Origin of the sequence: Idiomarina aquatica, from assembly GCF_004362895.1 — a bacterium.
Taxonomy (GTDB): Bacteria; Pseudomonadota; Gammaproteobacteria; order Enterobacterales; family Alteromonadaceae; genus Idiomarina.
The window spans coordinates 249,697-274,681 of the sequence record NZ_SNXI01000002.1 but is presented as its reverse complement, the minus strand read 5'-3'; the positions used below and the strand labels follow the sequence as shown (position 1 = coordinate 274,681).

The following is a 24,985-nucleotide window of genomic DNA, read 5'->3' as shown; positions in this document are numbered from 1 at the left end:
ACGCAAGTTTTGGCTATACGTGCGTCAGGACGCACGCTACACGTCATAGTGCGATTCTATTCAGCACCGCTTGGATCTTATCCGCGTATTGCGGGTCGGTGGCGTAGCCGGCTTGCTGCAATTGCTGTGCGTACTGTTTAGGGTCATCGGCGACTTGCAGTGCCTGCTGATAACGCGGATGACCTTTTATAAACTCGACATAGTCCTGCAAGCTCTGTTCCACATTTTGGTAACTGCGAAACGCGGCGCGCTCTTTTTTTGCCACTTCGCCGTCAAATTCCAGCGTCGCTACGTGTGATTTATCACCGCTCCAACGCTGGTCGGCTTTGATATTAAATAAGTTATTACTGGAGCCGCCGTGGCGGCCCGGGATCATACGCTGACCCCAGCCGGTCTCCAGTGCCGCCTGTGCAACTAATACGTCGGCATTTAAGCCGTGCTCGGCGGCAACTTTTTCGGCGTGCGGCCTAACCGCATCAATAAAGTCCTGCGGTGAATTAAAACGTGCTTCGCCGTCGCTTAGTTTGGCGGTATTCACACGGGTTGCACCGTAATATAAACCGGCATCAATACCGCCCTGGTCGGATACCTTGTTGTTACTTGCCACGCGTGCTTCACCTAAATTGGCGCCGTAGCGTTCGCTGCGATTAAGATCGGCTTTGCCGCTGAGCTGTTTTACCATCATATCCGCCAAACCCAGCGAACCTTGCGACGACAGCTCGGAGGTCAACTGCTGATCGTACATATCGCGGTACATATTGCCGTAGCGACTGTTCAGCATGTTGCCCTCGGCAAACACGTCGTTGGCCTTGCGCATACTGCCCAGCACCATATTCAGAAATATCGCTTCAAACTGCTTGGCAGCCTCACGCAGTGCGGCTTCCTGGTTGTCACCAAACGCCTCTTTACGCAGCGAATCCAACGAATGGTTATCCAGCACCGCCCCCGTCGCGCCAGAGGCGCGACCTACACCACCGGCACCGAAGCGCGAGCCAGAAGTAGCTTGCGCCTTTGGCGCAAGTTCAAACAGTCGGGAAGCGTTAGTATCAAATAACGATGAGCTCACCGGAAATTGCTCCTGCTTGCTTCAAGGCTTCTAACACCGCAATCATGTCGCCCGGTGCTGCACCGATTTGGTTAACCGCGCGCACCAGGTCATTTAAGGTGGTGCCGGGCTGGAATACGAACATACGAGCATCATCTTGCTGCACATCAATTATGCTTTGTGGCGTAACTACGGTTTCGCCGTCGCCAAACGGATTTGGTTGATCAACCTGCACATTTTCGGCAATGGTCACCTGCATATTGCCGTGCGCCACAGCGGCCGGGCGTAGTTCGACGTTCTGGCCGACCACTACCGTGCCGGTACGGGCATTAACAATGATTTTTGCTGAGCCCATCGCCTGCTCTACTTCCAGGTTTTCCAGCGTCGACATATAGCTGACACGCTGACCCAAATCACGTGGCGCGCGCACGCGCACCGAAGTCGCATCTAGGGCCTGCGCTGCGCCCTCGCCGACTAAACCATTGATGGTTTCAGCAACACGTTTGGCCGTAGTAAAGTCCGATTGATGCAGATTAAAGGTAAAGTAATCGCCATTGCTAAACGAAGTGCGAATTTCGCGCTCGACGGTTGCGCCGGCGGGAATGCGACCGACCGTTGGCGTATTAACTACAATACGCGAGCCGTCGTTACCTTCGGCGCCCAGGCCACCCACAATCAAGTTGCCCTGCGCTACCGCATAGACTTCACCGTTGGCACCTTTTAAGAAGGTTTGCATTAAGGTACCGCCGGTCAAACTGTCGGCGCTACCGACTGATGACACGGTTACGTCAATTTTTTGGCCGGGCTTGGCAAATGCCGGAATATTGGCGGTTACCGCAACCGCGGCAACGTTGTTAATTTTCGGGCGTTCACCGGCTGGAATATTAATACCGAAATTGCCCAGCATGGTACGAAAGGTCTGATCCGTAAACGGTGTTTGTTCGCCGGTACCGGGCAGGCCAACCACCAGACCATAACCGACCAGTTGGTTATCGCGGATGCCCTGTACCGATGCGATGTCTTTAATGCGCGATGCCTGTACCGGCATCACCAGCGATGCCAGGCTGATCGCCATTAATAAGAATTTGAAAAACCGCAACATGCTCATACTCCCTTAAAACGGCCAGATGGGGCTATTGAAAAAGCGCGTTAACCAGCCCTGTTCTTGCACGTTGGCTAAGGTGCCGGTACCGCTGTATTCGATGCGCGCATTAGCCACCCGTGTTGACGGAATGGTGTTGTCGGCACTGATATCCTGCGGGCGGATCATGCCGGTTAGCCGGATATATTCGTCGCCGGTGTTAATACGCATCCATTTTTCGCCGCGTACAATCAAGTTGCCATTAGCCAGCGCACGAATAACCGTGACGGTAATTTCACCGTTTAACTGGTTGCTTTGGTCAGAGTCACCTTCGCCGGTAAACGAACGGTTACCACCAAAACTTGCTGACAACGGGTTACCACCGACAGTTACGTCGCGACCAAAAATCTGTGGCGTGGGTAACTCGGTATTGCTGTCTTTGGTGGTTTCGGTCGATGACGATTTGCTGGCCGTGGTGCGTTCTTGCAGGCTCACGGTAATAATATCGCCCAGCCGCCGTGCTTTAATGTCAGAATATAAGCTGTCTGCGTATTGCGCCTGAAACAACGAGCCATCCGGAACCACAGGTTGTGCACGCTCTTCCGGCAGCACCGGGGCATACATCGGATCGTCCGGCATTGGCTTAGGTTGGGTCGAGGCACAACCGGCCAAAATCAAACTCGCGATTATCAGGGTTACATTACGCATAACATCACCTATTCCGTGTTACTTAAAGCTGCTGGCTGATGTAACTCAGCATTTGGTCGACGGACGAAATCACTTTCGAGTTCATCTCATAACCACGCTGTGACTCAATCAGGTTAACCAGTTCTTCGGTTACGTTAACGTTTGAGCTTTCCAGCGCGCCCTGAATAGTGGTACCCATACCATCAACACCTGGTACCGCTTCTAACGGTGCACCACTGACAGCGGTTTCTTTATAAAGGTTTTGACCAATCGGCTCGAGGCCGGCCGGATTGATAAAGCTGGCAAGGTTCATCTGGCCAACCACCGCGTTATCGGCATTACCCGGCTGACGCACGGTTACTTCGCCTTCTTGCGAAATACTTACCGAAATCGCATCTTCAGGAATCTGGATAGCTGGCTCTAATGGGTAGCCGTTACCGGAGGTGACCATTTCGCCTTCTTCGTTCAGCGAGAACTGGCCGTTACGGGTATAGGATACGGTGCCGTCCGGCATTAAAATCTGGAAAAAGCCTTTGCCGGAAATCATCACATCCAGCGAGTTATCGGTGGTTTGCACGTTACCCTGAGTGTGAGACTTTTGCGTTGCGACCACTTTGGTACCGGCACCGATCATCAGGCCGTTAGGTAGTTCTACATCCTGCGCAGACTGCCCGCCCGGCTGGTTGATGTTTTGATACAGCAAATCTTCGAAAACCGCGCGGCTCTTTTTAAAACCCACGGTGCTGGCATTGGCCAGGTTGTTCGAGATGACCGAAATATCGCGCTGCTGCGCGTCCAATCCGGTTTTACTAATCCATAATGCTGGGTTCATGGTATTGCTCCTCTACCGGCCAATTAACTGATACGCATCAGCGATTCAGCTCGCTGGGCATTTTCATCGGCGGTTTTCATCATTTTGACGTTCATTTCGTATTGGCGCTGCAGAGCAATCATCTGCGTCATTTCTTCGACGGCATTGACGTTACTCCCCTCCAACGCACCTATGGATAATTTGACGTTAGCATCGGCAAGCGCTTGCTGGCCGTCTTTTAGCTCAAACAAACCATCGTTCGTTTTCTTGATATTGCCGTTAGGCGGATTAACCAGTTTAATTCGGTCAACCAACTCCATTGCATCCTCCGGCGCACCTTGCGGGCGTATAGAGATATTGCCGTTGGCGCCAATGGTTAAATTATCGATAGGCATGGGAATAAAAATCGGACCGGCATCGCCCATGACCGGTTGACCGCGGTCGTTTTTAAGCATGCCATCGGGGCCGATTTCCAAACTGCCGTTGCGGGTATAACGCTCGTTGCCGTTTTCGTCCTGCACGGCAATCCAGCCTTGCCCTTGTATTGCCACATCCAGGTTACGACCGGTGGTTTGCAGGGCGCCGGCGGCGAAGTTTTGCCCCGGGCTTTCTGTCATAGCGAACACGCGGGTAGGCAAGCCTTCTCCAAACGCCTGCATCGATCGCGCCTGTTGTAAGTCGGCTTTAAACCCGGTGGTATTGGCGTTTGCCAGGTTGTTGGCACGTAGTGAGACGGCGTTCATGTTCTCTTTTGCGCCGCTCATACCAATCCAAAGCATTTTATCCATCGCTGACCTCCAGCCAAAAATTTGTCGTCTTGGTTAGGAGTATGCAGAGATCATGCCAACTTCGAGGTGCTAGGCGCAGGCTGCGCCTGCTTGCTGGGCAGCGCGTGCTTCGCCGCGCTTTGCTTGGCGTGGCCTTCGACCACTTGCTTGGCGCTTCGCTTGTAAAAAAAAGTCGAAAACGCCTCGCGCTAAAAGCGCGAGCTACGGAGTGTCAGTAGCTTGCGCTTTTAGCGCAAGAAATAAAAAGGGCTTGCGAATGCAAGCCCCTCATTATGTTTAAACAGCCATCGGCGAGCGAAGCAAGCCGATAAACAGCCGTGCCGTAGGCACAAATAGCCGCGACGAAATCGCAAAAAGCCTCCGCACCGCCGAAAAAGTTTAACCCTGGCGAAGCCCCTAAACCAAGCAAAGCTTCTACCCCGGGCGCAGCCCCTACCGGATCTGCAGAATAGTCTGGTTCAACGTGTTGTTCACTTCCAGTGACCGCGAGTTGGCCTGGAAGTTACGCTGCGCTGCGATCAGATCCACCAGCTCTTTGGTCAAATCTACATTAGAGTTTTCTAATGCAGAAGATTCAATCGCACCAAAGGTGCCTGAGTTTGCCGCACCAGCAAGTGCTTCACCCGATTCACGAGTTTCTTTCCAAGAGGTGTTGCCCACCTGACGCAAGCCCTGCTCGTTGGCAAATCGAGTCATTGCCACTTGGCCTAAATACTGTACTTCACCATTAGAGTAGCTCGCTTGGATCAAGCCATCTTCACCGATATCGAGGTTGGTTAAGCGACCCACCGTGCTGCCGTCTTGCTCTAGCAGATTTACTTCAAAATCAGACGCGAACTGTGTAGGCGCCGAATCACCATTTTGGTCATTACGATCACGGAAGAAGATGTTAACCTGTTGGCTTGTCGCTGCGCCGTTCGTCAGCACACCTTGCAACGAAAAAGATTGCTCCTCGAAGGTGTTGCCCGTGCCACCCAGTGGCCCTTGAGGAGTACCCGAGTCATCAAACTGTACTCGAAAGCCTTGTACCGGGTTACCGTTAGGATTATTGACTCCTCCCGGTAATGCAGAACCTGTATTTCCTAAATCCACCGGCTGATTATCGACCGTGGTGTAAACATCCCAAGAATTATCCGGAATACCGGCTTGGTTTGAGTCACGTTTTACATAATAGGTGGTAACGATATGCGACTCACCCAAAGAATCATAGATAGTCGATGACGTCGACGAAGTATACGAAGTTGGATCTTCAGGATCAAACGGGTTGCCCGGAATAGGTGGTGTCGCAGCTGGCTCTGGAACAGTTACACCCGGTGCACGTGAATCCAGGTTAAATGACTGATACACGTTATTCGTCGCTGATGGTGCTCCGGCTGAATCAGGTATCTGCAGTGGCGTTGCAGTCGCTAAACTGGTCGACTGCAGAGCTCCCGATTGGCGATCAACTGGAAAACCTAGCAGGTAATTACCTTGGTTATCTACAATGAAACTTTCGTTGTTTAACTTGAACGCACCAGAGCGGGTGTAAGTAAAATCCTGCTGACCAATCTCACTGGTCGTTGCGAAAAAGCCGTTACCGCTAATCGCCATATCCAACGAATTGTTGGTGAACTCTAAGGTACCCTGGCTAAATTGCTGAGCAACAGTAGCGGTTAGCACACCATCACCCACTTTAGCATTGTTCGAACTAAAAATACTTGATGCATACACATCTGCAAATTCCGCTCTCGATTGTTTAAAACCGGTAGTACGAACGTTTGAAATATTGTTGGCGGTGGTATCAAGATCCTTTTGCGCCGCGTTAATACCGCTTAAACCGATATTGAATGACATAAATCACCTCACTAATTAACTGATTTCCGTAACATCTGCAAAATTGATGCCACCTAAACCTTTAAGATTAAGAACAATGCCGCGTTCGCCGCCCATACTGACGCTCTGAACTGCGGCGTTCATTTGTAAGGGCAACTCTTCACTGCTATCGCCAATGCGGGCATTGGCAGTAAACGTATATTTGCCTTCCGGCAATGGATTGCCGGCTTCATCAAGGCCATCCCATTGGAAGTCTTTAGTACCTTGGCCAATATCACCGACATTAATTGTTCGAACGACTGAGCCTGATTCGTCCTTGACCGAAATACGAACATTCTGTGCAGACTGTTGCGTAGCTATCATCCCCGAAGCAGTGCCTCCAGCCTCCATGTGTGCCTTATTGGTCGGCACTAAAACATTGCGACCAACAAGAGTAGACGCTTGCAATGCCTGGCTGGAATTCATGTTTTCGGTAAACGCCGTGAACTGCTTCGACAGCTCCGATATTCCCTCGGCCATAGTAAAGTTGGTCATCTGCGCGATCATCTGATCATTGTCCGCAGGCTTAGTTGGATCTTGCATGTTCAATTGCTGAGTCAGCAACTGAAAGAAATCCTCTTGCTCCAAACGTTGACGTTGCGATGGATCTTCGAACTTTGCTTGCTCGTCTTCTTGCCATCGCATTTTATCAATGAAGGAGTTATTACTTACGCCTTCCATCGGTTATCTCCTGGTTACCCGTTACTTAACCCTGACCTAAACGCAGTAAGCGTTGAGTCATGGTTTTGGCGGTATCCGCGACTTGCACGTTGCTCTGGTACGAGCGCGAGGCGGAAATCATGTTGGCCATCTCTTCCATGGTGTTGACATTAGAACGGTAGATGTAACCGTTGCCGTCTGCCATGGGGTGATTTGGCGCGTATTCGATTTGCAGTGGTTTCTGACTTTCGACGATACCTTTAACTTTGACTCCGGCCGCTTGCCCGGCCTGGGTTTGGTTAGTCAGGCTGTCGCCACGGTAATTGCCACCGGCGTCGGCTAATGCGGTCGCAAACACTGGGCTGCGCGCGCGGTAAGTTTCATCCACGCTACTGCTGACCGAGTTGGCATTCGCCAAATTACTGGCGGTGGTGTTTAAGCGCACAGACTGAGCGCTCATCGCCGATCCACTGATATTAAAAATGTTAAATAAGCTCATGACTGCCTACCCCGTTATTGACCACTAAGTGCTTTCTTTACGCCGCTGATGCGGCCATCAAGGAAGTTCATGGTCATTTCGTATTCCAATGCATTTTGTGCATACAAGTTTTGTTCCAACTGCACATCGACGGTGTTGCCGTCACCGGTATCAGGTTGTGTCGGCACGCGGAACTTTTCCTGGCCGGTGGGTTTTATTTCGACGTTAAAATGTTTGTCGTGGGTACGGGCTAGCTTGTAGCTTTCTGAACCGCGCTGCGCTTGTTTAAGCGCTTGCTGGAAATCAAGACCTTTGGACTTGTAGCCGGGGGTGTCGGCATTGGCGATATTATTGGCAATCATCTCCGCACGTTGGGTACGTACGCCCAGCGTGTATTGCTGAATGCCCATGATTTTTTCCATGGAAAGTGCCATTTTTTCGTCTCCCGTGTTTTTGATATGGGAAACTATGCAGAGATCGTGCCAGGGTGGAACGCTAGGCGCCAGCTTCGCTGGCTTGCTGGGCGGCACGTGCTTCGCCGTGCCTTGCTCGGCGCGGGCTCTGCCCGCTTGCTTGGCGGGGCTTCGCCCCTTGACGTAAAAACGCAAGTCGCGCCTTTGGCGCGACGAGCCTTCTTGCGCCGGAGGCGCAAGTTACGGCTTTTGCAACAAGCGCCGATAGGCGCGCCTAGCAAGGCATCGCGAAGCGAATGCCGCCAAGCAAAGCGCGGCGAAGCACGCGCTGCCTGGCAAGCGGCCGCAGGCCGCGCCTAGCGAAAGACGTTAACGCAGCGAAGCACGTTAACGTCTTTTGTAAATGATTCCCGGGTTGCAGCGGATCATTTCGAAGTCTTCGGTTAGACCGGAAATTGATTCTGATGCCCCCAGGAAAAGGTAGCCGCCGGGATTGAGGGATTGCCGGAATTGGGCAATGATTTTCCGCTTTACTTCCGCAGAAAAGTAGATGAGTACGTTGCGGCAAAAAATGATGTCGAATTTGCCGAGCAATGCGTAGCTGTCTAACAGGTTTAAGTGTCGAAATTGAACGAAGCTTTTTACTTCGTTCTTTACTTTCATGGCTCCGGGCTTGCTGCCTTCGGTGAAGAATTTCTTTTGCCGTTCAGCCGACAGGCCACGGGCTATTGCAAGGCTGTCATACTCTCCTACCGCACATTGGTCTAAGACTTTGTTCGATATATCTGTGGCAGTAATACGAATGCCGCCTTTTAATCCGCCGGGGTTTTTGGCTTTGTATTCCAGATAGGTCATGGCAATAGAGTACGGCTCCTGCCCTGACGAACAGGCCGATGACCAAATTTTGACAGGTGCCGCATTGTTTTTAAATTCCGGCAGTACCCGGCTCGCCAGGATCTCAAACGGATAGGTGTCACGAAACCACAGTGTCTCATTCGTGGTCATGGCATCGATAACCGTTGCCCGCAGTGCGCGCTCGCTGATCTTCATCGACTTTTTCACCAACTCGGATAGCGAGTCGATGTTAAATTTTGCCATCAAGGGGCTAAGGCGACTTTTAACCAGGTACATCTTATTATCACCGAGCACGATACCGCACTGATGCTCTAAAAACTGACGAAACTCCTGGTACTCTGACTGACTGAGCTCTTTATTGGTCACGTTTTCTCTACTGCGTTGTTTTTATTCTGATTAAGCTTATTCAATATTGACGTCTGCTTCTGCATTAAGCCATTTTTTAACGGCAGTTGCCAGCTCATCGGGGTGGAATTTGGCGATAAAGTCATCGGCGCCCACCTTTTTAACCATAGCTTGGTTAAACACCCCACTCAACGACGTATGCAGAATAACATGAACACCGGCGAGTTTGGGATCGGCTTTGATTTCGGCGGTCAGGGTATAGCCATCCATAACCGGCATTTCGACATCTGATACCAGCACCGGCACGTGCGGATGCACATCGCCGTCGACTTCCTGAGCCTTTTCTTTTAACCAGTCCAGCGCTTCTTTACCGTTCTTTTTAATCTCCATTGGAATTTCAAGTGACTGCAACGCACGCTTAATCTGGCCACGAGCCACGGCCGAGTCATCGGTGATCAAAATCGTCAGGTTTTCTTTCGCCACGTTAATGGGCTGGTTAGCGACTTCTTCGCTGATGTCGGTATTAACCGGGGTGATGTCGGCCAAAATACGCTCGACATCGATGATTTCGACCAGCTCTTTGTCAATTTCGGTAACCGCGGTCAGATAGGCATCGCGGCCTGTGCCTTTTGGCGGTGGCAGGATCTCTTCCCAATTGATATTGATAATGCGGTCAACACCACCGACCAAAAAGCCCTGCACCGTGCGGTTATACTCGGCAATAATAATAAAGCGGTTTTGGATGTCAGTAATTTCCGGGCCACCGGTAGCCATACTCAAATCGATAATCGAGATAGCCTGGCCACGGATATGAGCGACACCGCGAACTAAACGATTGCGATGCGGCATGGCGGTCAACTTAGGGCACGGCAGCACTTCGCGCACTTTAAATACATTAATACCAAAACGCTGTTTACCGGCCAGCTTAAACAGTAATAATTCCAGCCGATTTTGGCCGACCATCTGTGTGCGTTGGTTTACCGAGTCCAGGATACTCGCCATGTTCACTCCTTTTATCGGAGCAGGCTGACCGCTGGCATGCTCCTTGCTTAAGCTATTGTAATTCGTGGTGCCGTAACGTCAGTGACAAAAACTTGACGTTAGTAACATTCTCTATTGTTAAAGAATGTGTCGGCAGAAGACCATTAAACCTTAGTGGAATTAGACAATGATAATACGCAATAGCTTATTAATCAGTTTGCTTTTGATCATAGCGCATTCGGGCTCGGTTGCGAATGCAAACGAACGTAAAAGCGATAGTTTAGATCACAAAGCCTTGCAGACGTTGGCGCACGACTTTGTTAAAGCTCAGGTAACTGCGCCCGATAATGGTCGGGTCGAGATTGTGGCGAATAACCTGGATCCGCGTATGGTGGCCAAAAAATGCAGCGAGCAGCCGCAGGTCAGTTTTGCCTCTAATTCAGGGCTCGATAGTTATACCACGGTTGAAATTGAGTGCGCCGCACCAACCGCCTGGCGTACCTATGTGCCGGTTCGTATTTATCGTTATAAGCCGGTAATTACGGCTGCAGTACCGATGTCTCCGGGGCACCTGGTTTCGGAATCTGATTTGACCACACAAGAAGTGGATATTAATCGTATTCGATCTAATGTATTTACCTCAGCAGATACGTTAGTCGGCGCGCGGATCAAAAGACGCGTGCGCTCCGGACAGCCGATTGAAGCCAGCGACACCTGCCTTGTTTGTTCGGGGGAAAAGGTTACAATAGTGGCTAAAAGCAAGGCATTGCAAATAACAGCCAGTGGCAAAGCATTGGCTGACGGCCTGAAAGGCGAGTCGGTGGCGGTGCAAAACACGCGTTCTAACAAGTCGTTAGAAGCGATTGTCACCGGTTTAAACGAAGTGACCGTGCAGTTGTAATATGTCGACGGTCAAAAAAGTAGCAAAAAAGATTAAAGGTTTCTCGCAAAGTGTCGATAAGGGCACGAGAACTTCTATCTAGCGAGGCGAGACAATATGCCAATCAATATCAATAATGCAGGATTAAAAAATACCACTATCGACACCAAGACTAACCGTCAGGTGGAAGGTGGTAATAACTCCGGCAACAGCCCGGCACCCGCTAAAAGCGGCGGTGATTCCGTATCGTTAACCTCAGAGGCGCAACAACTTAGCGGCCTGCAGGAAAAAGCGATGAACAGCAGCGGTATCGACCAGGCGAAGGTTGACCGCATCAAGGCGCAAATCGAAAACGGTTCGTATAAAGTCGACGTTGACCGTTTAGCGTCTAAGTTAGCGCAGTTCGAAGGCGATCTGTTTGGTTCGCAAATTGACGGCGACGAGTAACCGCTAATTTATGAGCGCTACCGCAACACCTGTTAACGAGCTTCTACAACAGCTGGCAGACTCGCTAGATGCCCTTGCTGCACTGCAACAGCAAGAACTCAAAGCCATTGTAGAACGCCAACACAGCAGCGTTGCGGATATCGCACAGCAAAAAGCGCAGCAGCTTGAGCAGGTATCTTCGCTTGACGCCACGCTACGTGAACATCCCGATGCAAACTTGTTAAAAGACGACGATGCCCTCGCCGCACAAGTAACTGAAATAAAACGTCAGCTAGCTGATGTGCAGCAGCAAAGTGCGGTAAACGAACGCGTTGTGCAATCTACCTTAAACAGCATCGAACAGCTCAAACAAGCCATCCTCTCAAACGCCAAAAAAGACAGCCTGACCTACAACGCCAAAGGCAAAATACGCTAGCGTTTAGTATGATTTTTAACACTTAAAAACTACCGGGCGCTGTAAAAATGGGTTTTTACGTCGCCATAATGCGTTTTTCATGTCTTGCTCTGTTGTTAGTCCTTCATCGACACTGCCATCTTCGTGCTGCAGGCTGAACGGCTTATTGAACGGCCGATTGCGAATGCAGTCGTAGAGATCTTTCAATAAATAACAGGTGCGCGTTGACGGCGCTGACGTTTTCTCGCTGTCGGTTCTTACTCGATTGGGCATAGATCACCTCGTGCGTTGAGTCGGTAAACGTCAATCCATTGATGTTGGTACAATTGGTTAAAGTCGCTGGCTTGTGCCAGGGCTTTGTGGATAAGCGCTTCGTCGTCTGCTTCGATAATGACGCTAAGACGCAACGGTTTATGGACGAAATCTTCGCCGTCGTGCACAGACTGCCAGGCAAGCCCCAGTCGCAAGTCGCCGCCATTACCTTCGAATACGCCGATATCATTGGCTACGCGGTTATGCAGCAACTTATTGCCACTGCCTAAACGGGCGGGCTCGGTCACCGCGGTGTAGTACTGCCAGTTAATCCAGTTCGCCACCAATCCCGGTGCTGATAGCAATGCAGTAAGCAATGAGCCGTCAGTATCACGTTGCGCGTCGTAATCATGCAAAAAGGTATGGCCCTGCGGGTTCTGCTCGCTTAAACGCCGGGCGTTACCAAAAAACAAAGCCTGATTACCGGCAAGGCCCCATTCCGGCCGTAGTTCGGCCCAGTGGTTGGCACGGGTTGCACGATTGTGTTCCTGCTGCAGCGCCCCACTTGCCTGTTTAAACGTTGCCTGCAGCTTTTCCGGGACATCGTCCGAGAGCCAAAAAACCTCATCGGTCACTGTCTCATGCAAAGCAGCATAAAAGGCCGTATTGCTGGGAATGTTGTAGCCGTGGGCGGACAAACGCTGGCGAATAGCCGACTGATTCAGTAAATGGCACAATACGCGGGCACTAAGGGCTCCCGTTTGGCCACCACAGGCGCCGCAGTTCATGCCCGCCCGCTGGGCGTTATTACTGTGCTTAGCCCCATGCCCGACCAGCACCACGTGTTCAGCGAATTCGGTAAATTGCATACCGGCCAATGCCTGCGCACACATCTCCGCCAGTTGATCACAGGTAACTGGCTGACCGTTGTGATAAATCTCTGAGTCGGCATTAAATGTCGCGGTATCCAACAAGCCTGGTTTGCCCTTGATCAATTCCACCAGTTTGCTCAGACCCAGTGCTTCGACCCCGGTAAACATCGATGCCGGGCTATTAAATGCACGGGACAGTAAATCTTTTAGCGGCGCGTCGGTACCTTGCTGTTTAACGTAAAAGCTCGGGCTCAATAAGCCCGGAACATGCGGGATGCGTTGTTGCTCGTCTTCGCGCCCCAACGGCACGCCAAAGAAGCCGGCAAAGCCTTTAGTCCGGGTTGGCAAGCCTTGTGCTTGCCCGGCAGCTTGTAAAGCGCGGCGGTAGCGCTCAGAGCGCACATCGATGCAAAACACCGCTTGTAACTCAGGTTTATCAGCCGATACCTCAGGCGCCGGCTTAAATTGTAGCTTCTTAAGCTGGGTTTTCTCGTAAGCTTTTTGCCATTGCCAGAACACCGCCTGGCGCTCACTGACTTGCTCTAACGCCTGTTCGCTATGGCTTAATTGCTGCCTGAAATGGTCCGCAATGGATGCAAACACATCCGCGTTGGTCATTTCTGCCAGCTGCCACAAAATAAAATCCCAGGCCATGCGAATCGCCAATAACTGGATCAGCCAGTCACTTCCATACTGACGGTCCTGATAGCTCAAGGCTGCGGCCCAGCCGAGCACGTCAGTCAGCAGTGCCTGACAATAATAGCGCTGTTCGCTATCACCAGCCGACGCCAGATAAGTTTCCTCGCAGGCCTGAAACAGCGCGGCCGGTGTATCGGGCAAGCCGGCAAACAGTTGGTTCAGATCTTCTTCATCCATCAGTGTTTCGATACCGCGGTCCGCGCGCGAAATCGTTAACCAGTGCTGGTAAAGCGAACTGGCACTGCCCTGCCCCTGAAAGCGCCGCGGAAACTGCATAAACAAACCGCAACTCTGGCTTATTTGGAATACCACCTCGTCGTGCCACAGCATTTTGCGGCGGCGCTGCTGATAGCGGTCAACCAGATGGCTGACATTATAAAAGCGCGGCGTTTCGCGAAGCTTAAGTAAACCCAGCCGCATATCCTCGCTAATCAGCTCTGCATCGATACCGCCCTGCTCTGCCTGCTGTAGATAAAACTCGGCACTCATGGTTAACGCCACGTCACCATAATAGCGCCATTCAGCGGCAACCTCCGGCAGCGGGCGATGCCGAAATTCCCACAATGGATTAACCGCCACCCACTGTGGCAGCGGCCATTGCGGGGCGACGTTAGCGACAGCCTGCGCGGCAACTTCAGCGAGTTTGCTCATACAACTTTCCCTTTACGGCACTGACATTATTGCGTGATTGATAGTAGTGGATGGGATGGCTCGGCCATAGCCACAACACTAACCGGGTCAGCCATTCATCCAGATACAAACCGGCATTTAAACTAATAAACCAGCGCTGACTGACAGCATATTGCGGGGTGTGATGTATCAGCCAATAGCAAATGGCAAACACATTAGCGATGGCGGCGGTGGCTAACTCTAATGGCAGCGAAATATCACGATTATCGATTATCTGCGCAGCACCCCACACCAGCAGGCCATAACTGATAACCAGCGCTGAAGACAGTAACAGTCGCCAGCCACTGCGGTTTAAATTCATCCAAATGGTTGCCAGGACCATAGCCAACAGCGCCGATGGCAACCATTTAGCCGACCCGGTGAGCAGCCATGCCGCGGCAATACAGGCAAGCTGAAATAGCACAAACACCATGACTACCCGCGGCAGTGAACGCGCTTCCGATTGCTTGATGTACGCCACTTCGCTCACCGACAAAAACGCGTGCGCCTTATAAACCGAGTGCGCGACTAAATGCAGCAGCGCCAGATCGTAGTAACCGAGGCCGATTTCCAGCAGCATTAACCCCATCTGGGCGCTGGTAGACCATGCAAGGCGAACTTTTATGCTGATCCGTGTCGCCATAATTAATGCCGCAACACAGCATGATACTGCCGCCACCAGGCACAGTAGCCAAATGGCGGGCGTGGAGACGCTCCACACCGGTTTAGTGACCAATAGTAATAAGCCGCCCAAATTAATAATGCCTGCGTGCAACAACGCTGATACCGGTGTTGGCGCTTCTACCACCTGAATTAACCAGCCATGCAGTGGTAGCTGGGCACATTTAATCAGCGCCGCCATTACCAGACAAATGGCCGCGGCATGCTGCATAAGGTGAGGCTCCTGTGGCATCAACGCTAACGCACGATCAAGTGTCGCGGTGCCGGTTTGCAGATAAATTAGCAGCAGTGCGATGCCCAGAAAGGTTTCGGAGCAGCGGGCCAGAATAAACTTTTTGTGCGCGGCTAACACCGCCCTGTCGCGCTCGGGGTAAAACATCAGTAACTGGTGCAATAGCAGGCTTATCGATACCCAGGCGGCAAAAAATAGCAGTAAGTGATTACTGACAATGAGTACCAGCACCGCAGCCAGACACAGGCTCATGTAGCGCATAAAAACGCCGCGGCGCGGGTCTAAACGAAAGTTACGCCACGAGTAGCGCAGCACCACCATCGCCAGCACGCCCACCAGCGCCAGCAATATGGGCCGAATTCCTGAAATTGTCAGCAGTTCTGCCATACCCCGTCCTACGTATTACCAAATAATTAACTTGGGTAGTGTGGCGGCTGGACAATGTTAAGTAAAATAGATATAAACTAACAATTCGTTCTTTTTAAAAGAACATTTAAGAGGCTCGCGTGAATTATAAGCACTTATTTTATTTTTGGCATGTTGCCGATAGTGGCCATTTAACCCAGACCGCACAAAAGCTGCATGTGTCGCAATCGGCATTATCGTCGCAAATTAAACAGCTGGAAGATTGGCTGGGGACACCGTTATTCGAACGTCGGGGACGACAACTGGTGTTGACGCAAGCCGGTCATATTGCCAAACAACATGCGGACCGCATTTTTGCCGAGGGCGAAAGTCTGGTGCAGCAAATCAAGGACGGCTCGTCATCGCAGCCTGCGGTTATCCGTATTGGTCATGCCTCGACGATGTCGCGTAACTTTGTCGAGGCCTTTATCAGTGACCTGGTGCATCAGCAGCAAGTGCATTACCGTCTGCACTCGATGACGCCGGATCAGCTATTTACTGAGCTAGCTAATCACCAAATTGATATTGCGCTGGCCAATACCAATGTGCGCGGCGGTGACAAACAATTATGGCAAAGTCGGTTACTGGCGCGTCAGCCGGTATCATTGATTGGCCCACCCGGGCTTGGCATTGATGCGCTGACCTCTGATGCGTTAATTGGCCGGCATTGGGTATTACCGCCGGAAAACCTATCGCTGCGATCGGCGTTTGACATGCTCAGTGCTGAGTATAATTGGCAGCCGATTATTCTGGCCGAGGCTGATGACATGGCCATGTTACGGCTGCTGACCCGCGATACCGGTGCGTTGGCAGTGATCCCCGACGTGGTTGTGCGGGACGAGCTAAATTCCGGCCAGTTGACGCGTTATTTGCAGCTACCTAATGTGTATGAGCAGTTTTATGCGATTACGCTTAAGCGGCCGTTTCAGCATCCGATGGTGATTAAGCTGTTGCAGAAGTTTAGTCTTTAAGGTGGCTACTTGCACCTAAAGATTTTTGTGCTGCTGCCGTTATAGCAGGTATCACGTAAGGTGTTACCGCAAATACGACGAGGTTGTCATGAAACGATACGCTGCTACATTCGCCATTGCCGCATCCATGCTGTTATCCGGCTGCAGTGCTTATTACAATTTGGCTTACGACCAGCAACACGTGGAATGGGAAACCGAAACCCCGGATCAATTCCCGGTACTAACCGCGGTTGGCTACGCACCTATTGCAGATCAACCTGGTGATAACCAGGAGCACAAAGACTTAGCCGCGATGCGTGCATCCAAGTTAGCAGCCTACCGCGAGTTGGCCGAGCAAGTGTACGGGCAACGTATTGCCGGCGGCAGTTCAGTGGAAAATTGGGCGCTGACTAACGATACCTTCCAGGCCTCGGTCGATGGTGTTATCCGTGGTGCCGAGGTTATTCGCACCTATACCGTCGGCGAGTATTATGCCACTGAACTGAAGTTGGACTTTCAGAAGGTGCACCGCATTTACCAAAGCACTAGCCGCCAGCAGAAAATTAAACGGGTAGTTTATTACTAAGTTCTTAGTGGTACGTTTTTTGCTTCTGTCAGTTCAGTTAATAAATACCGACAAAATTCTGTCAAGCGGGTAGTGAATGAACTGGAAAATCATACTTCTGGCGTTAGTTTTGGTGTTTGCCGTTACGGCCGAGGCGCGCGTCGTCGAAGCTCAGGGCAGTGCGCGCATTGTTAACGGCGACACCGATGCCGCACGTAAACGCGCGATAGAAAACGCACTGCAGCAGGCGCTGCTAATGACCGGCAGTTCAATTTCCAGCGTTCAGTCCATTGTTGACGGCGTGCTCAGTACCAACCAAACCCAGGTCAGCGCCACCGGCGATGTCGAGCGCGTCAATATTATCCGTGAAGAAGTCCGCGGCGACCGCATGTTTGTTGTGCTACAGGCCGAAATCTGGAACCGTGATAATTCCTGTCAGGCGGATAATTACAAGGTCGCGTTAACGGTTGTGCCCTTTGAACTCAGTAACCGCGAACATGGTGCGTTTGGGCAAGTATGGTCGTTAGGTAAAGTCGCCGCCGATCGCCTGACACGCGAAATAGCCAGCCGCAGCGACCGTATTTTTGTAAGCCACACGCTGTCGCGTAATACCGGCCTTAATGACGCGTTAAACCAGCTTAACCTGGAACATTTGGGCGTGATGGCGCGCGAAATCGGCATGGCAAATGACAGCCAGTATGTGGTGTTTGGCCTATTCGATGATTTGTCTATGGTTGAAATTGAACGCGGCTGGGGTTACCTGGATTCAGATTACCGCCGCAACTATGCGCTGACCTTGTACCTTTTAAATGCCAGCAGTGGTGAATTACTGACCCGCGCCCGGGTCAATGATATCGAGGCCTGGACCTACGACCGCAATGAAGCTGTTGACGTTGCCGCTAATGAGTTCTGGGATAAGCCCTTTGGTGCGGCACTGATGACAGGCATTGAAGATCTAGCCGCCGGCGTGCGCGATCAATTACGTTGTAAACCCACTCGTGGCCGGATTGTCTGGCAACAGGACAATCAAATTCAATTTAACCTGGGCGAACAACATGGCGTGCGTGTTGGCGATCAGTTAAAGGTGGTACACCCATCAAACTTTGTTGATAACGAAGGTCTTTACCGGCAAAAATGGCAGGTAAGTGAGTTTACCGTTGAAGTTACCCAGGTACAGCACAACACCGCCGTGGCCGAATTAAACGGCGACGGTATTCTGACCAACGTGCAGGTTAACGACTGGGTTATTCCGGTAGAGCGCTAGGCGCCGCCTTCGGCGGCTTGCTGGGCACTCGCGTTGCTCGTTTGCCTGGCGGCGCTGCGCGCCTTGCTAAGCTTGACTCGTGCTTCGCACTCGCTTTATGTTGTTGGCTTCCCGTCGGCTGCGGGTTTCGCCCCGCCGGTACGTTCGGCTGCGCTCGCGGATAAACAGACTTCCCGTCGACTGCGGGCTCGCCCGCCGGTGCGTTCGGCTCCGCCTCTCTAAACCGGCGGTTACTTACGATATGCAAGAGGCCCTCTTCATCGCGAGCGCCATTTCATTTTTACGGTGAGGGTGTTGAATTCATGCAAAAAGGCATTCAAGGCGCCGAGGGTTGATATGTCCACCTTGCTCTCATCCTGCCTGGGTGGCATAATTCGCGCCGTGTTCCCGTAGCTCAGCAGGATAGAGCAGCCGCCTCCTAAGCGGCAGGTCGCAGGTTCGACTCCTGCCGGGAACGCCACTCACACCTGAAAAGAATTCAACGTCCAAACACAAAAAATGAGATGGCTCTGCAGTCGTAGCAGAACCTTTGCATATCGTAAGTAGCCGTCGGTTTAGAGAGGCGGAGCCGAACGCACCGGCGGGGCGAGCCCGCAGTCGACGGGAGGCCTGTGTATCCGCGGGCGAAGCCGAACGCACCGCAGGATTGGGAATAAAGCGAGTGCGAAGCACGAGCCCGGTTTAGCAAGGCGCGCAGCGCCGCCAGGCAAACGAGCAACGCGAGTGCCCAGCAAGGCGCGGCGAAGCACGCGCCGCCAAACAAGCGGCCGCAGGCCGCGCCAAGCAGCGCCAGCTGTCGGCTAGCTGGCTAGCGCCGCCCTCACCGCCTGGCGTATTTTTTCGTCGTCCCAAGGCTTGGTTAAAAAGCGAAATACTTCGCCTTCGTTTAATGCCTTCGACAGTACTTCCTCATCTTGATAGGCGGTCAGCACTATTCGGGCTGTGTGCGGATACATTGAGCGCACATGCGTTAAAAAGTCGACGCCCTGCATTTGCGGCATGCGGTGATCGGATAACACCACATCGACGCGGTTTTGCGCGAGTAAATCAAAGGCTTCGTTAACCCCTGATGCCGTCAGAATATGGTACCCATCCCGCATCAATAAGCGCCGCAGTGATTTGTGCACGTTCTCCTCGTCATCCACAATCAACAACGTCCGCGCTTCCCGTTCGTCATCAAAGGCAGCATCCGCCTGGTAGTCGTTAATAAACTCAATTAACGCTGGTTTAGGCATGGGCTTGGCCATCAAAAAGCCCTGCATGGCATCGCAATTGGCCCGCCGCAAGTAATCGCGTTGCGCGCTGGTCTCCACACCTTCTGCCAGCACTTGTAACTTTAAGTGGTGCGCCATCGAGATAATGCGTTCGGTAATAGCGGCATTCTGGCTGTCATGCGTCAGCTCCTGAATAAAGCTACGATCAATCTTAACCCAATCGACCGCCAAGTCTTTTAGATAACTGAGGCTTGAGTAGCCCGTACCAAAGTCATCCAAAGCAACGTGCACACCTAAATCTTCAAGTTCTGATAATTTACGACTGACCAACTGCGGGCTTTCTACCAGCACGGACTCGGTCATTTCCAGCACTAAACAGCGCGCGGGTAACTTCGATTCCTTCAGCGCAGTTTCCACGTCACCAACAAATTCCTGCCGCAACAACTGGATAGCCGAGATGTTTACCGACACCGTCGCGTCAGAGAGCATACGATTACGTAGCTCAGCAAAATCTTTACACGCCCTGCGCAGGATCCAACGCCCCAGGGTAACGATTTGGCCGGTATCTTCCGCAATTGAAATAAATTCGACCGGCGAAATCATGCCCATGGTAGGATGGTTCCAGCGCACCAAGGCTTCGCAGCCGATAATTTCGTTATTGGCTAAATCAAATTGTGGCTGGTAGTGCAGTTCAAACTGCTTGTGCTCAATGCCCGCTTTGAGCGCATGACGAATTTTCAGCGTGCGGCTAGTCGATTCATCCAACTTGGGATCAAACCACTGATAATTATTGCGCCCCTGCTTTTTCGCCTCGAACATCGCCATGTCTGCCTGACGCACTAGCTGCAGCGGTTGCTCATCATATAATTGGGTGGTGGCGATGCCGGCGCTGGCCGAAATTGGCAACTCGTTGTTATCAATAATAAAAGGCTCGGCAATAGATGCCAGCATCCTTTCTGTAACCAATGCCGCGTCGCTGGGGTGACTTAAATCCGGCAATACCACCACGAACTCATCACCACCCAAACGCGCTAACGTATCGCCAGGGCGAATGTGTTGTTTAAAACGCTCGGCAGCGGCTTGCAGTAATTTATCACCAAGCTCGTGACCCAGGGTGTCGTTGATGGGTTTGAAACCGTCGAGGTCAAAAAAAACCACCGCCAGACAGCCCCTGTTTCGCTGGCCTAAGTTGAACGCCTGTTTTAGGCGATCTTCTAACAGGCTGCGGTTAGGTAAGCCGGTTAACGTGTCATAATTAGCAAACTTGGCAACTTTTTCCTGCAGCCCCTGCAGTGCGGATACGTCTTCTAAATGTACCATTCGCACAGGGTTGCCGTGCCAAAACGTTGGTACATTAAAATGCCTAACCGGAAGCTCAGTGCCGTTTGGCAAAGCCAACGTACCAGTCGCACCCAACAGCGAATCCGCCTCAAAGTTTAATGGCAAAATACGATCACGTAACTCAATGTCGCTTTGCATCAGCATTGACTCTGCTGCCGGGTTGGCATACAGAATTTTTCGCTCTAGTGTGACCAGCAATGCGGCCGAGGGCATATCTTCTAGTAGTTGTAATAATAATGCATCAGATGTCATCGTTTATCCTTCAGCGGCCTGCGTCAGCACCACCTTAATTAAGCATCCCTGTTCAGGCGAACTCTCTATAGTCAACATTCCATGATGTAAGTCAACAATTTTGTCCACCAGCGCCAATCCCATGCCACTACCGGCTATGGTTTCGACTCCCTGACCACGACTAAACGGCTTTAACAGGCGTTTTGCATGGTGGTTTTTAAAACCCTGTCCGTTATCGGCAAAGCACCAGGCAACTTTATTGCTTCCTAAGCGCTGCGTATAAATTTGCAACTGCAACCGCCGTTGTGGGGAGTTAAACTTAAGTGAGTTACTGACCAACTGCTTAGCCAGCTCATATAACAGGCCTGCATCGCCAACTGCTTGGTGGTTAACGCTAATTTGCAATGAGGCGCGTAAATGCTGCAGGCGTTCGTGGTATTCAGTCCCCACCTGCTGGCTAATCTCTTCGAGGTTACAGCTGCGGGCATGCAGCTGATGACGATCAAGTAACACATAAGCTTGGGTTTCTTGTAACAAGCGCAACCACTGCCGCATCGCGCTTAATAACTGTTGCAGCCGTTCTTTACAAACGGCGTCGTCGGTCTGGTCGCTAATCTCAAGCAGTTGCTGCTGCATGGCCTGCACGGGTGGCTGCAGATGATGGTCGACGATATATCCAAGATTATCTCGCGCCACAACCACCTGCTGTAGTTGCTGTTGCACCAGTGACAGCTCCTGTTGCTCAATAATCAGTACTACCCAATATTCACCACGACGACTTATGTTCAAATCAATAACGCACTTACCATCCTCATTGATCCACTGGGTGCGGTAACTGAAGTGATCAGGTTGCCGCTGCAAACTCAGACGCAACGTTTGCCAATCGTCCTCGCTTAACCAGCAGTGAATATGACGACCAACCAGGGTGCTGGCCTCAGCGCTATTCCAACGCAGCCCTGAGCCATTTGTGGTAATAACCTTGCCTTCGTAATCAATCAGTAACACCGGCAGGGGTAACCGGGCTAGATCATTGTCGAGTTGATTAATCGATGTCGTTGCATCGGTTGGTTTAGCGGCTTGCGCCAGCAATAATTGGCGAATAACTTCAGCTGCAGTCAGAAGCGCAAAGCTGGTGACTAAAATAATGCCGGGTAATGAATTATAAAGGATGCTGGCTGAAGCTAGTGGTCGATTAACAACATTTAGCCAGGCAAAGCCCAGCAGTAATATCAGCGTTAAATAAATCCAAACCCAAATCGTATCTTGCGCTTGGTGATAGCCCGCTTTTAAATGGGGTAAAAGCGCAAAACCTATGGCTAGCTGAGCACATACCACAGCGTTGTATACTAACAGGTTAGTACTGAATGCCTGGAGCAATAAAGCTGCACTGATAACTGCGGCAAGCACGGCGAGCGATTGCCACAACCAGGTGTCAACAAGTCCGAGTCGTTGTCTAAACCGATCACTGAGTAAAATCAGCCACCCTGAAGCGGCAACACATAAGGTGACAATACCATCGGCTAACATCAGCCGCGTGCTGGTCCCAAACATATCCAGCAGCGCGCCCAATGTAATTAAACCACCCCAAACGCTGCTAATGCAGGCCAGTGCAAACCAGTAGCCACGAGCAATCGTTGAGCTACCGGGCTGTTGTTCCGGATTCGCTATCTGAGTCATTGTCACACTCCTGTGCTAACGGCAGCCACAAAGTCACTGTTGTGCCCTGCCCGACATCACTGTCTATCTGTAGTTTGCCAAAATGCCGACGTATCATGTTATACACCAGCGATAACCCCAGCCCCGTGCCTTCGCCCTCGGGTTTGGTGGTAAAAAACGGCTCTATCGCATGGTTCAGGGTATGTTCATCCATACCCGCGCCACTGTCGGTTATCGTGACTTTGGCATAATTGCCGTCAATTTCGCTGACAATATTGATCTCGCCAAACCGTTCAATAGCCTGCGCGGCATTGATTAGCAGGTTCATCATCACTTGGTTAAGCTGCGCCGGATCAAACCTAACCCTTAACGGACTTTGGCTGAATTGGCGCTGTATATGAGCTTTATTTTTAAGTTCGTTATGGATGACCCGCAGGGTAGTATTGATTTGATCATGCAACTCGCAGGTTTGCTCCTTGCCCGGGGCACGGGTAAATTGCGTTAACGCCTGCGTGATACTGGTGATGTGCTGCACCCCTTGTTGGCTCTCGTTCAGCAAATCCACCAGGTCGTCTTTGATAAAATCAAAGTTCTCGGCTGCCAGACGCTGCTTGATGTCGTCACCTTTAGCGTCCGTTAAAATAGCCAGTAATGTCGTGAGATAATGATCCAGGCTATTGAGGTTAGACTGGATATACCCAACCGGATTGTTAATTTCGTGCGCGATACCTGCAGCGAGTTGGCCCAATGCGGCAAGCTTTTCGGTTTGCAGTAATTCATGGTTAGTATTTTCGAGCTTTTCCAGCAACTCTTTTTGGCGATTACGCTGGTCGATTAACTGATGTTGTTGCCTACTTAAATCACGATTCAGGCTCTCGGTATAGTCACGCTCCTGGATCAGTTGTTGTTGCAGTACCAGGTGTTGATCCGCCGGCATAAAAACAAGTAAGGCCTGGTTAGCATGTTGCGGATGTGCCGATGTTAAAAACGGCAAACTGCCGAGCGGCGTTTTTAAGTAAAGCGTGTGTTGTTCACAGTCCAGATTTTGGCGTAACTTTGGGTCCAGGGCGGATAAGAAGTACAACCGCGAGGCGGCAGTCAATATCGAGTCGAGAGACGTATCGATAAGTTGCTCGGGCGTTTGCCCCATATGCGCAGCAAACGCCCGACTCACATCTTTAATGGTTCGCCCGTCTAATTCAAGCTTCAACGTACGTATGGGCCAGTCACGAATACTTTTAATCATGCAGTCGACTTCAACGATTCGATTAACGATTCTAGCTGCTCCGCAATCTGCGCTGGTGCACTGACATGCGGATAATGCCCCCGCGCATCGATCTCAATTAGTCTTGCGTTCGGCAATTGCTTAGCCGTGTACTCAGCAACTTGCTTTGGCACAACGATATCTTTATCGGCCTGCAAAATAGTCACCGGGCAGTCGACCGCACTAAGCTTGTCACGTGTATCCGAATAAAAGGTCGCGCGGGCAAACGCACGCACGAGGCGATTTTCACCGGCAGTAAAATGTTGCTGTAATTGTTCCGTTAGCTCCGGCCGCTCGGGGTTTTCCATCACCTGCGGCGCCAGTGTTTGCGCCCAGCCGAAGAAGTTCTGTTCCATCATCATAATCAGCTGATCCACGTCTTCCTTAGCAAAGCCGCTCTCGTAATCCGGCTCGTCATGGATGTAACGCGGTGACGGGTTCAGCATAACAATGTGCTTTAACCGCTGCTTAATCTCCGGGTAGGCAATAGCGCTAATGCTGCCGCTGACCGAATGAGCGACCAGCACAATGTTATCCAGATCGAGCGCCTTAATTACCTCGACTAAGTCTTGTGCATAGCCATCCAGCGAGTCATAACGATGTTCATCGTAGGCATTTAAATCAGACTCACCGCTACCAACGTAGTCAAACAACACGACTTTACATTTGTTATAAAAGTGCGGCGCTACCTGATTCCAAATGGTTTGATCACAGCCAAACCCGTGAGCAAAAAGCAGCGTGGTATCTCCATCACCACGAACGTTGACATTGTTACGCAAAAGGATCGCATCTCTGTCCATGCGCGCACCTTATTTTGTTAATATTTTGTGTACTATATAGCATTATCTGTAAACGCGGACAAGGGGCTTCACCGGTTCATTGCCTTGCGGGCGGCTCCTTGCCACTTTGCGACGGATATTTGCCCTGCGGGCGGCTGTTTGTCGCTTCGCGACGGCTGTTGGCAACATCCCTTC

General features: G+C 51.4%; 24 protein-coding genes and 1 tRNA gene. 7 read left to right on the top strand and 18 right to left on the bottom strand.

All coding sequences use genetic code 11. The features are described 5' to 3' along the window. Positions 1-43 precede the first annotated feature (43 nt). The 11 genes from flgJ to DEU29_RS03145 form a co-directional block, all read right to left on the bottom strand. Positions 44-1,066 carry a flagellar assembly peptidoglycan hydrolase FlgJ gene (gene flgJ / locus DEU29_RS03195; RefSeq protein WP_133538795.1) on the bottom strand — a complete coding sequence of 341 codons (1,023 nt, stop codon included), beginning with the start codon at positions 1,064-1,066 and terminating at the stop codon, positions 44-46. Next, positions 1,047-2,147, bottom strand: a complete 1,101-nt coding sequence (locus DEU29_RS03190; RefSeq protein ID WP_208107603.1) for a flagellar basal body P-ring protein FlgI — start codon at positions 2,145-2,147, stop codon at positions 1,047-1,049. Before DEU29_RS03190 ends, flgJ begins: the two co-directional genes overlap by 20 nt. A gap of 12 nt (positions 2,148-2,159) precedes the next feature. Then, entirely contained in the window at positions 2,160-2,834 is a 675-nt protein-coding gene (gene flgH / locus DEU29_RS03185) for a flagellar basal body L-ring protein FlgH (RefSeq protein ID WP_133538794.1), read from the bottom strand. 22 nt (positions 2,835-2,856) lie between these two features. Beyond that, complete coding sequence (gene flgG / locus DEU29_RS03180; RefSeq protein ID WP_133538793.1) at positions 2,857-3,645, bottom strand: flagellar basal-body rod protein FlgG; 789 nt, start codon at positions 3,643-3,645, stop codon at positions 2,857-2,859. 23 nt (positions 3,646-3,668) lie between these two features. Further along, a complete protein-coding gene (gene flgF, locus DEU29_RS03175) occupies positions 3,669-4,412 on the bottom strand; it encodes a flagellar basal-body rod protein FlgF (RefSeq protein ID WP_133538792.1) in 744 nt (247 codons plus the stop codon). A gap of 432 nt (positions 4,413-4,844) precedes the next feature. Next, positions 4,845-6,245 (bottom strand): flagellar hook protein FlgE, encoded by a 1,401-nt coding sequence (gene flgE, locus DEU29_RS03170; RefSeq protein ID WP_133538791.1) that lies wholly within the window; start codon positions 6,243-6,245, stop codon positions 4,845-4,847. A 15-nt stretch (positions 6,246-6,260) separates the two neighbouring features. After that, positions 6,261-6,944 carry a flagellar hook assembly protein FlgD gene (locus DEU29_RS03165; RefSeq protein WP_133538790.1) on the bottom strand — a complete coding sequence of 228 codons (684 nt, stop codon included), beginning with the start codon at positions 6,942-6,944 and terminating at the stop codon, positions 6,261-6,263. 25 nt (positions 6,945-6,969) lie between these two features. Beyond that, complete coding sequence (gene flgC / locus DEU29_RS03160; protein WP_133538789.1) at positions 6,970-7,422, bottom strand: flagellar basal body rod protein FlgC; 453 nt, start codon at positions 7,420-7,422, stop codon at positions 6,970-6,972. Positions 7,423-7,436: 14 nt separating this feature from the next. Further along, positions 7,437-7,835, bottom strand: coding sequence for a flagellar basal body rod protein FlgB (flgB, locus tag DEU29_RS03155; protein WP_133538788.1), 399 nt, complete (start codon positions 7,833-7,835; stop codon positions 7,437-7,439). Between the two features lie 366 nt (positions 7,836-8,201). Further along, positions 8,202-9,035, bottom strand: a complete 834-nt coding sequence (locus tag DEU29_RS03150; RefSeq protein ID WP_133538787.1) for a CheR family methyltransferase — start codon at positions 9,033-9,035, stop codon at positions 8,202-8,204. A 36-nt stretch (positions 9,036-9,071) separates the two neighbouring features. Continuing rightward, on the bottom strand, positions 9,072-10,016 hold the full coding sequence (locus tag DEU29_RS03145; protein WP_133538786.1) for a chemotaxis protein CheV: 945 nt from the start codon (positions 10,014-10,016) through the stop codon (positions 9,072-9,074). Positions 10,017-10,182: 166 nt separating this feature from the next. Between DEU29_RS03145 and flgA the strand changes: the two genes are divergently transcribed. The 3 genes from flgA (at position 10,183) to flgN (ending at position 11,737) form a co-directional block, all read left to right on the top strand. Then, positions 10,183-10,896, top strand: coding sequence for a flagellar basal body P-ring formation chaperone FlgA (gene flgA / locus DEU29_RS03140; RefSeq protein WP_133538785.1), 714 nt, complete (start codon positions 10,183-10,185; stop codon positions 10,894-10,896). A 96-nt stretch (positions 10,897-10,992) separates the two neighbouring features. After that, on the top strand, positions 10,993-11,322 hold the full coding sequence (flgM, locus tag DEU29_RS03135) for a flagellar biosynthesis anti-sigma factor FlgM (RefSeq protein ID WP_133538784.1): 330 nt from the start codon (positions 10,993-10,995) through the stop codon (positions 11,320-11,322). Positions 11,323-11,332: 10 nt separating this feature from the next. Further along, entirely contained in the window at positions 11,333-11,737 is a 405-nt protein-coding gene (flgN, locus tag DEU29_RS03130; RefSeq protein ID WP_133538783.1) for a flagellar export chaperone FlgN, read from the top strand. 15 nt (positions 11,738-11,752) lie between these two features. Here flgN and DEU29_RS03125 read toward each other — a convergent pair whose 3' ends face one another. Genes DEU29_RS03125 through DEU29_RS03115 form a run of 3 tightly spaced genes read right to left on the bottom strand, consistent with a single transcriptional unit; the run spans position 11,753 to position 15,508 of the window. After that, a complete protein-coding gene (locus DEU29_RS03125) occupies positions 11,753-11,989 on the bottom strand; it encodes a hypothetical protein (RefSeq protein WP_133538782.1) in 237 nt (78 codons plus the stop codon). Next, complete coding sequence (locus DEU29_RS03120) at positions 11,974-14,190, bottom strand: putative inorganic carbon transporter subunit DabA (protein ID WP_133538781.1); 2,217 nt, start codon at positions 14,188-14,190, stop codon at positions 11,974-11,976. The genes DEU29_RS03125 and DEU29_RS03120 overlap by 16 nt, the downstream gene beginning before the upstream one ends. Then, complete coding sequence (locus DEU29_RS03115; RefSeq protein WP_133538780.1) at positions 14,174-15,508, bottom strand: NADH-quinone oxidoreductase subunit L; 1,335 nt, start codon at positions 15,506-15,508, stop codon at positions 14,174-14,176. The genes DEU29_RS03120 and DEU29_RS03115 overlap by 17 nt, the downstream gene beginning before the upstream one ends. 119 nt (positions 15,509-15,627) lie before the next feature. Between DEU29_RS03115 and DEU29_RS03110 the strand changes: the two genes are divergently transcribed. From DEU29_RS03110 to DEU29_RS03095, 4 genes are all read left to right on the top strand, one after another. Then, a complete protein-coding gene (locus DEU29_RS03110; RefSeq protein WP_133538779.1) occupies positions 15,628-16,497 on the top strand; it encodes a LysR family transcriptional regulator in 870 nt (289 codons plus the stop codon). A gap of 88 nt (positions 16,498-16,585) precedes the next feature. Then, positions 16,586-17,062 carry an LPP20 family lipoprotein gene (locus tag DEU29_RS03105; protein ID WP_133538778.1) on the top strand — a complete coding sequence of 159 codons (477 nt, stop codon included), beginning with the start codon at positions 16,586-16,588 and terminating at the stop codon, positions 17,060-17,062. 76 nt (positions 17,063-17,138) lie between these two features. Next, positions 17,139-18,305 carry a flagella assembly protein FlgT gene (locus DEU29_RS03100; RefSeq protein ID WP_133538777.1) on the top strand — a complete coding sequence of 389 codons (1,167 nt, stop codon included), beginning with the start codon at positions 17,139-17,141 and terminating at the stop codon, positions 18,303-18,305. 383 nt (positions 18,306-18,688) lie between these two features. Further along, a tRNA-Arg gene (locus DEU29_RS03095) sits at positions 18,689-18,765 on the top strand. Positions 18,766-19,105: 340 nt separating this feature from the next. Here DEU29_RS03095 and DEU29_RS03090 read toward each other — a convergent pair. From DEU29_RS03090 to DEU29_RS03075, 4 genes are read right to left on the bottom strand one after another with little or no spacing between them, the layout of a single operon-like run. Then, positions 19,106-21,112, bottom strand: coding sequence for an EAL domain-containing protein (locus tag DEU29_RS03090; protein ID WP_133538776.1), 2,007 nt, complete (start codon positions 21,110-21,112; stop codon positions 19,106-19,108). 3 nt (positions 21,113-21,115) lie between these two features. Next, the gene (locus tag DEU29_RS03085; RefSeq protein ID WP_133538775.1) at positions 21,116-22,768 is read right to left on the bottom strand and encodes a sensor histidine kinase; all 1,653 of its coding nucleotides are present in this window, start codon (positions 22,766-22,768) and stop codon (positions 21,116-21,118) included. Further along, positions 22,731-23,993: a sensor histidine kinase gene (locus DEU29_RS03080; protein WP_133538774.1), complete on the bottom strand. Its 1,263-nt coding sequence runs from the start codon at positions 23,991-23,993 to the stop codon at positions 22,731-22,733. Before DEU29_RS03080 ends, DEU29_RS03085 begins: the two co-directional genes overlap by 38 nt. Next, positions 23,990-24,811, bottom strand: a complete 822-nt coding sequence (locus DEU29_RS03075; RefSeq protein ID WP_133538773.1) for an alpha/beta fold hydrolase — start codon at positions 24,809-24,811, stop codon at positions 23,990-23,992. Before DEU29_RS03075 ends, DEU29_RS03080 begins: the two co-directional genes overlap by 4 nt. Between the last annotated feature and the right edge of the window lie 174 nt (positions 24,812-24,985).

Coding starts and splice junctions, on each gene's coding strand:
- DEU29_RS03115 (WP_133538780.1), bottom strand. CDS start 15,508: ATGGCAGAACTGCTGACAATTTCAGGAATTCGGCCCATATTGCTGGCG.
- flgH (WP_133538794.1), bottom strand. CDS start 2,834: ATGCGTAATGTAACCCTGATAATCGCGAGTTTGATTTTGGCCGGTTGT.
- DEU29_RS03165 (WP_133538790.1), bottom strand. CDS start 6,944: ATGGAAGGCGTAAGTAATAACTCCTTCATTGATAAAATGCGATGGCAA.
- flgC (WP_133538789.1), bottom strand. CDS start 7,422: ATGAGCTTATTTAACATTTTTAATATCAGTGGATCGGCGATGAGCGCT.
- DEU29_RS03085 (WP_133538775.1), bottom strand. CDS start 22,768: ATGACTCAGATAGCGAATCCGGAACAACAGCCCGGTAGCTCAACGATT.
- flgF (WP_133538792.1), bottom strand. CDS start 4,412: ATGGATAAAATGCTTTGGATTGGTATGAGCGGCGCAAAAGAGAACATG.
- DEU29_RS03100 (WP_133538777.1), top strand. CDS start 17,139: ATGAACTGGAAAATCATACTTCTGGCGTTAGTTTTGGTGTTTGCCGTT.
- DEU29_RS03090 (WP_133538776.1), bottom strand. CDS start 21,112: ATGACATCTGATGCATTATTATTACAACTACTAGAAGATATGCCCTCG.
- DEU29_RS03075 (WP_133538773.1), bottom strand. CDS start 24,811: ATGGACAGAGATGCGATCCTTTTGCGTAACAATGTCAACGTTCGTGGT.
- DEU29_RS03190 (WP_208107603.1), bottom strand. CDS start 2,147: ATGTTGCGGTTTTTCAAATTCTTATTAATGGCGATCAGCCTGGCATCG.
- flgA (WP_133538785.1), top strand. CDS start 10,183: ATGATAATACGCAATAGCTTATTAATCAGTTTGCTTTTGATCATAGCG.
- DEU29_RS03105 (WP_133538778.1), top strand. CDS start 16,586: ATGAAACGATACGCTGCTACATTCGCCATTGCCGCATCCATGCTGTTA.
- flgE (WP_133538791.1), bottom strand. CDS start 6,245: ATGTCATTCAATATCGGTTTAAGCGGTATTAACGCGGCGCAAAAGGAT.
- DEU29_RS03120 (WP_133538781.1), bottom strand. CDS start 14,190: ATGAGCAAACTCGCTGAAGTTGCCGCGCAGGCTGTCGCTAACGTCGCC.
- DEU29_RS03145 (WP_133538786.1), bottom strand. CDS start 10,016: ATGGCGAGTATCCTGGACTCGGTAAACCAACGCACACAGATGGTCGGC.
- flgG (WP_133538793.1), bottom strand. CDS start 3,645: ATGAACCCAGCATTATGGATTAGTAAAACCGGATTGGACGCGCAGCAG.
- flgB (WP_133538788.1), bottom strand. CDS start 7,835: ATGGCACTTTCCATGGAAAAAATCATGGGCATTCAGCAATACACGCTG.
- flgN (WP_133538783.1), top strand. CDS start 11,333: ATGAGCGCTACCGCAACACCTGTTAACGAGCTTCTACAACAGCTGGCA.
- flgM (WP_133538784.1), top strand. CDS start 10,993: ATGCCAATCAATATCAATAATGCAGGATTAAAAAATACCACTATCGAC.
- DEU29_RS03125 (WP_133538782.1), bottom strand. CDS start 11,989: ATGCCCAATCGAGTAAGAACCGACAGCGAGAAAACGTCAGCGCCGTCA.
- DEU29_RS03080 (WP_133538774.1), bottom strand. CDS start 23,993: ATGATTAAAAGTATTCGTGACTGGCCCATACGTACGTTGAAGCTTGAA.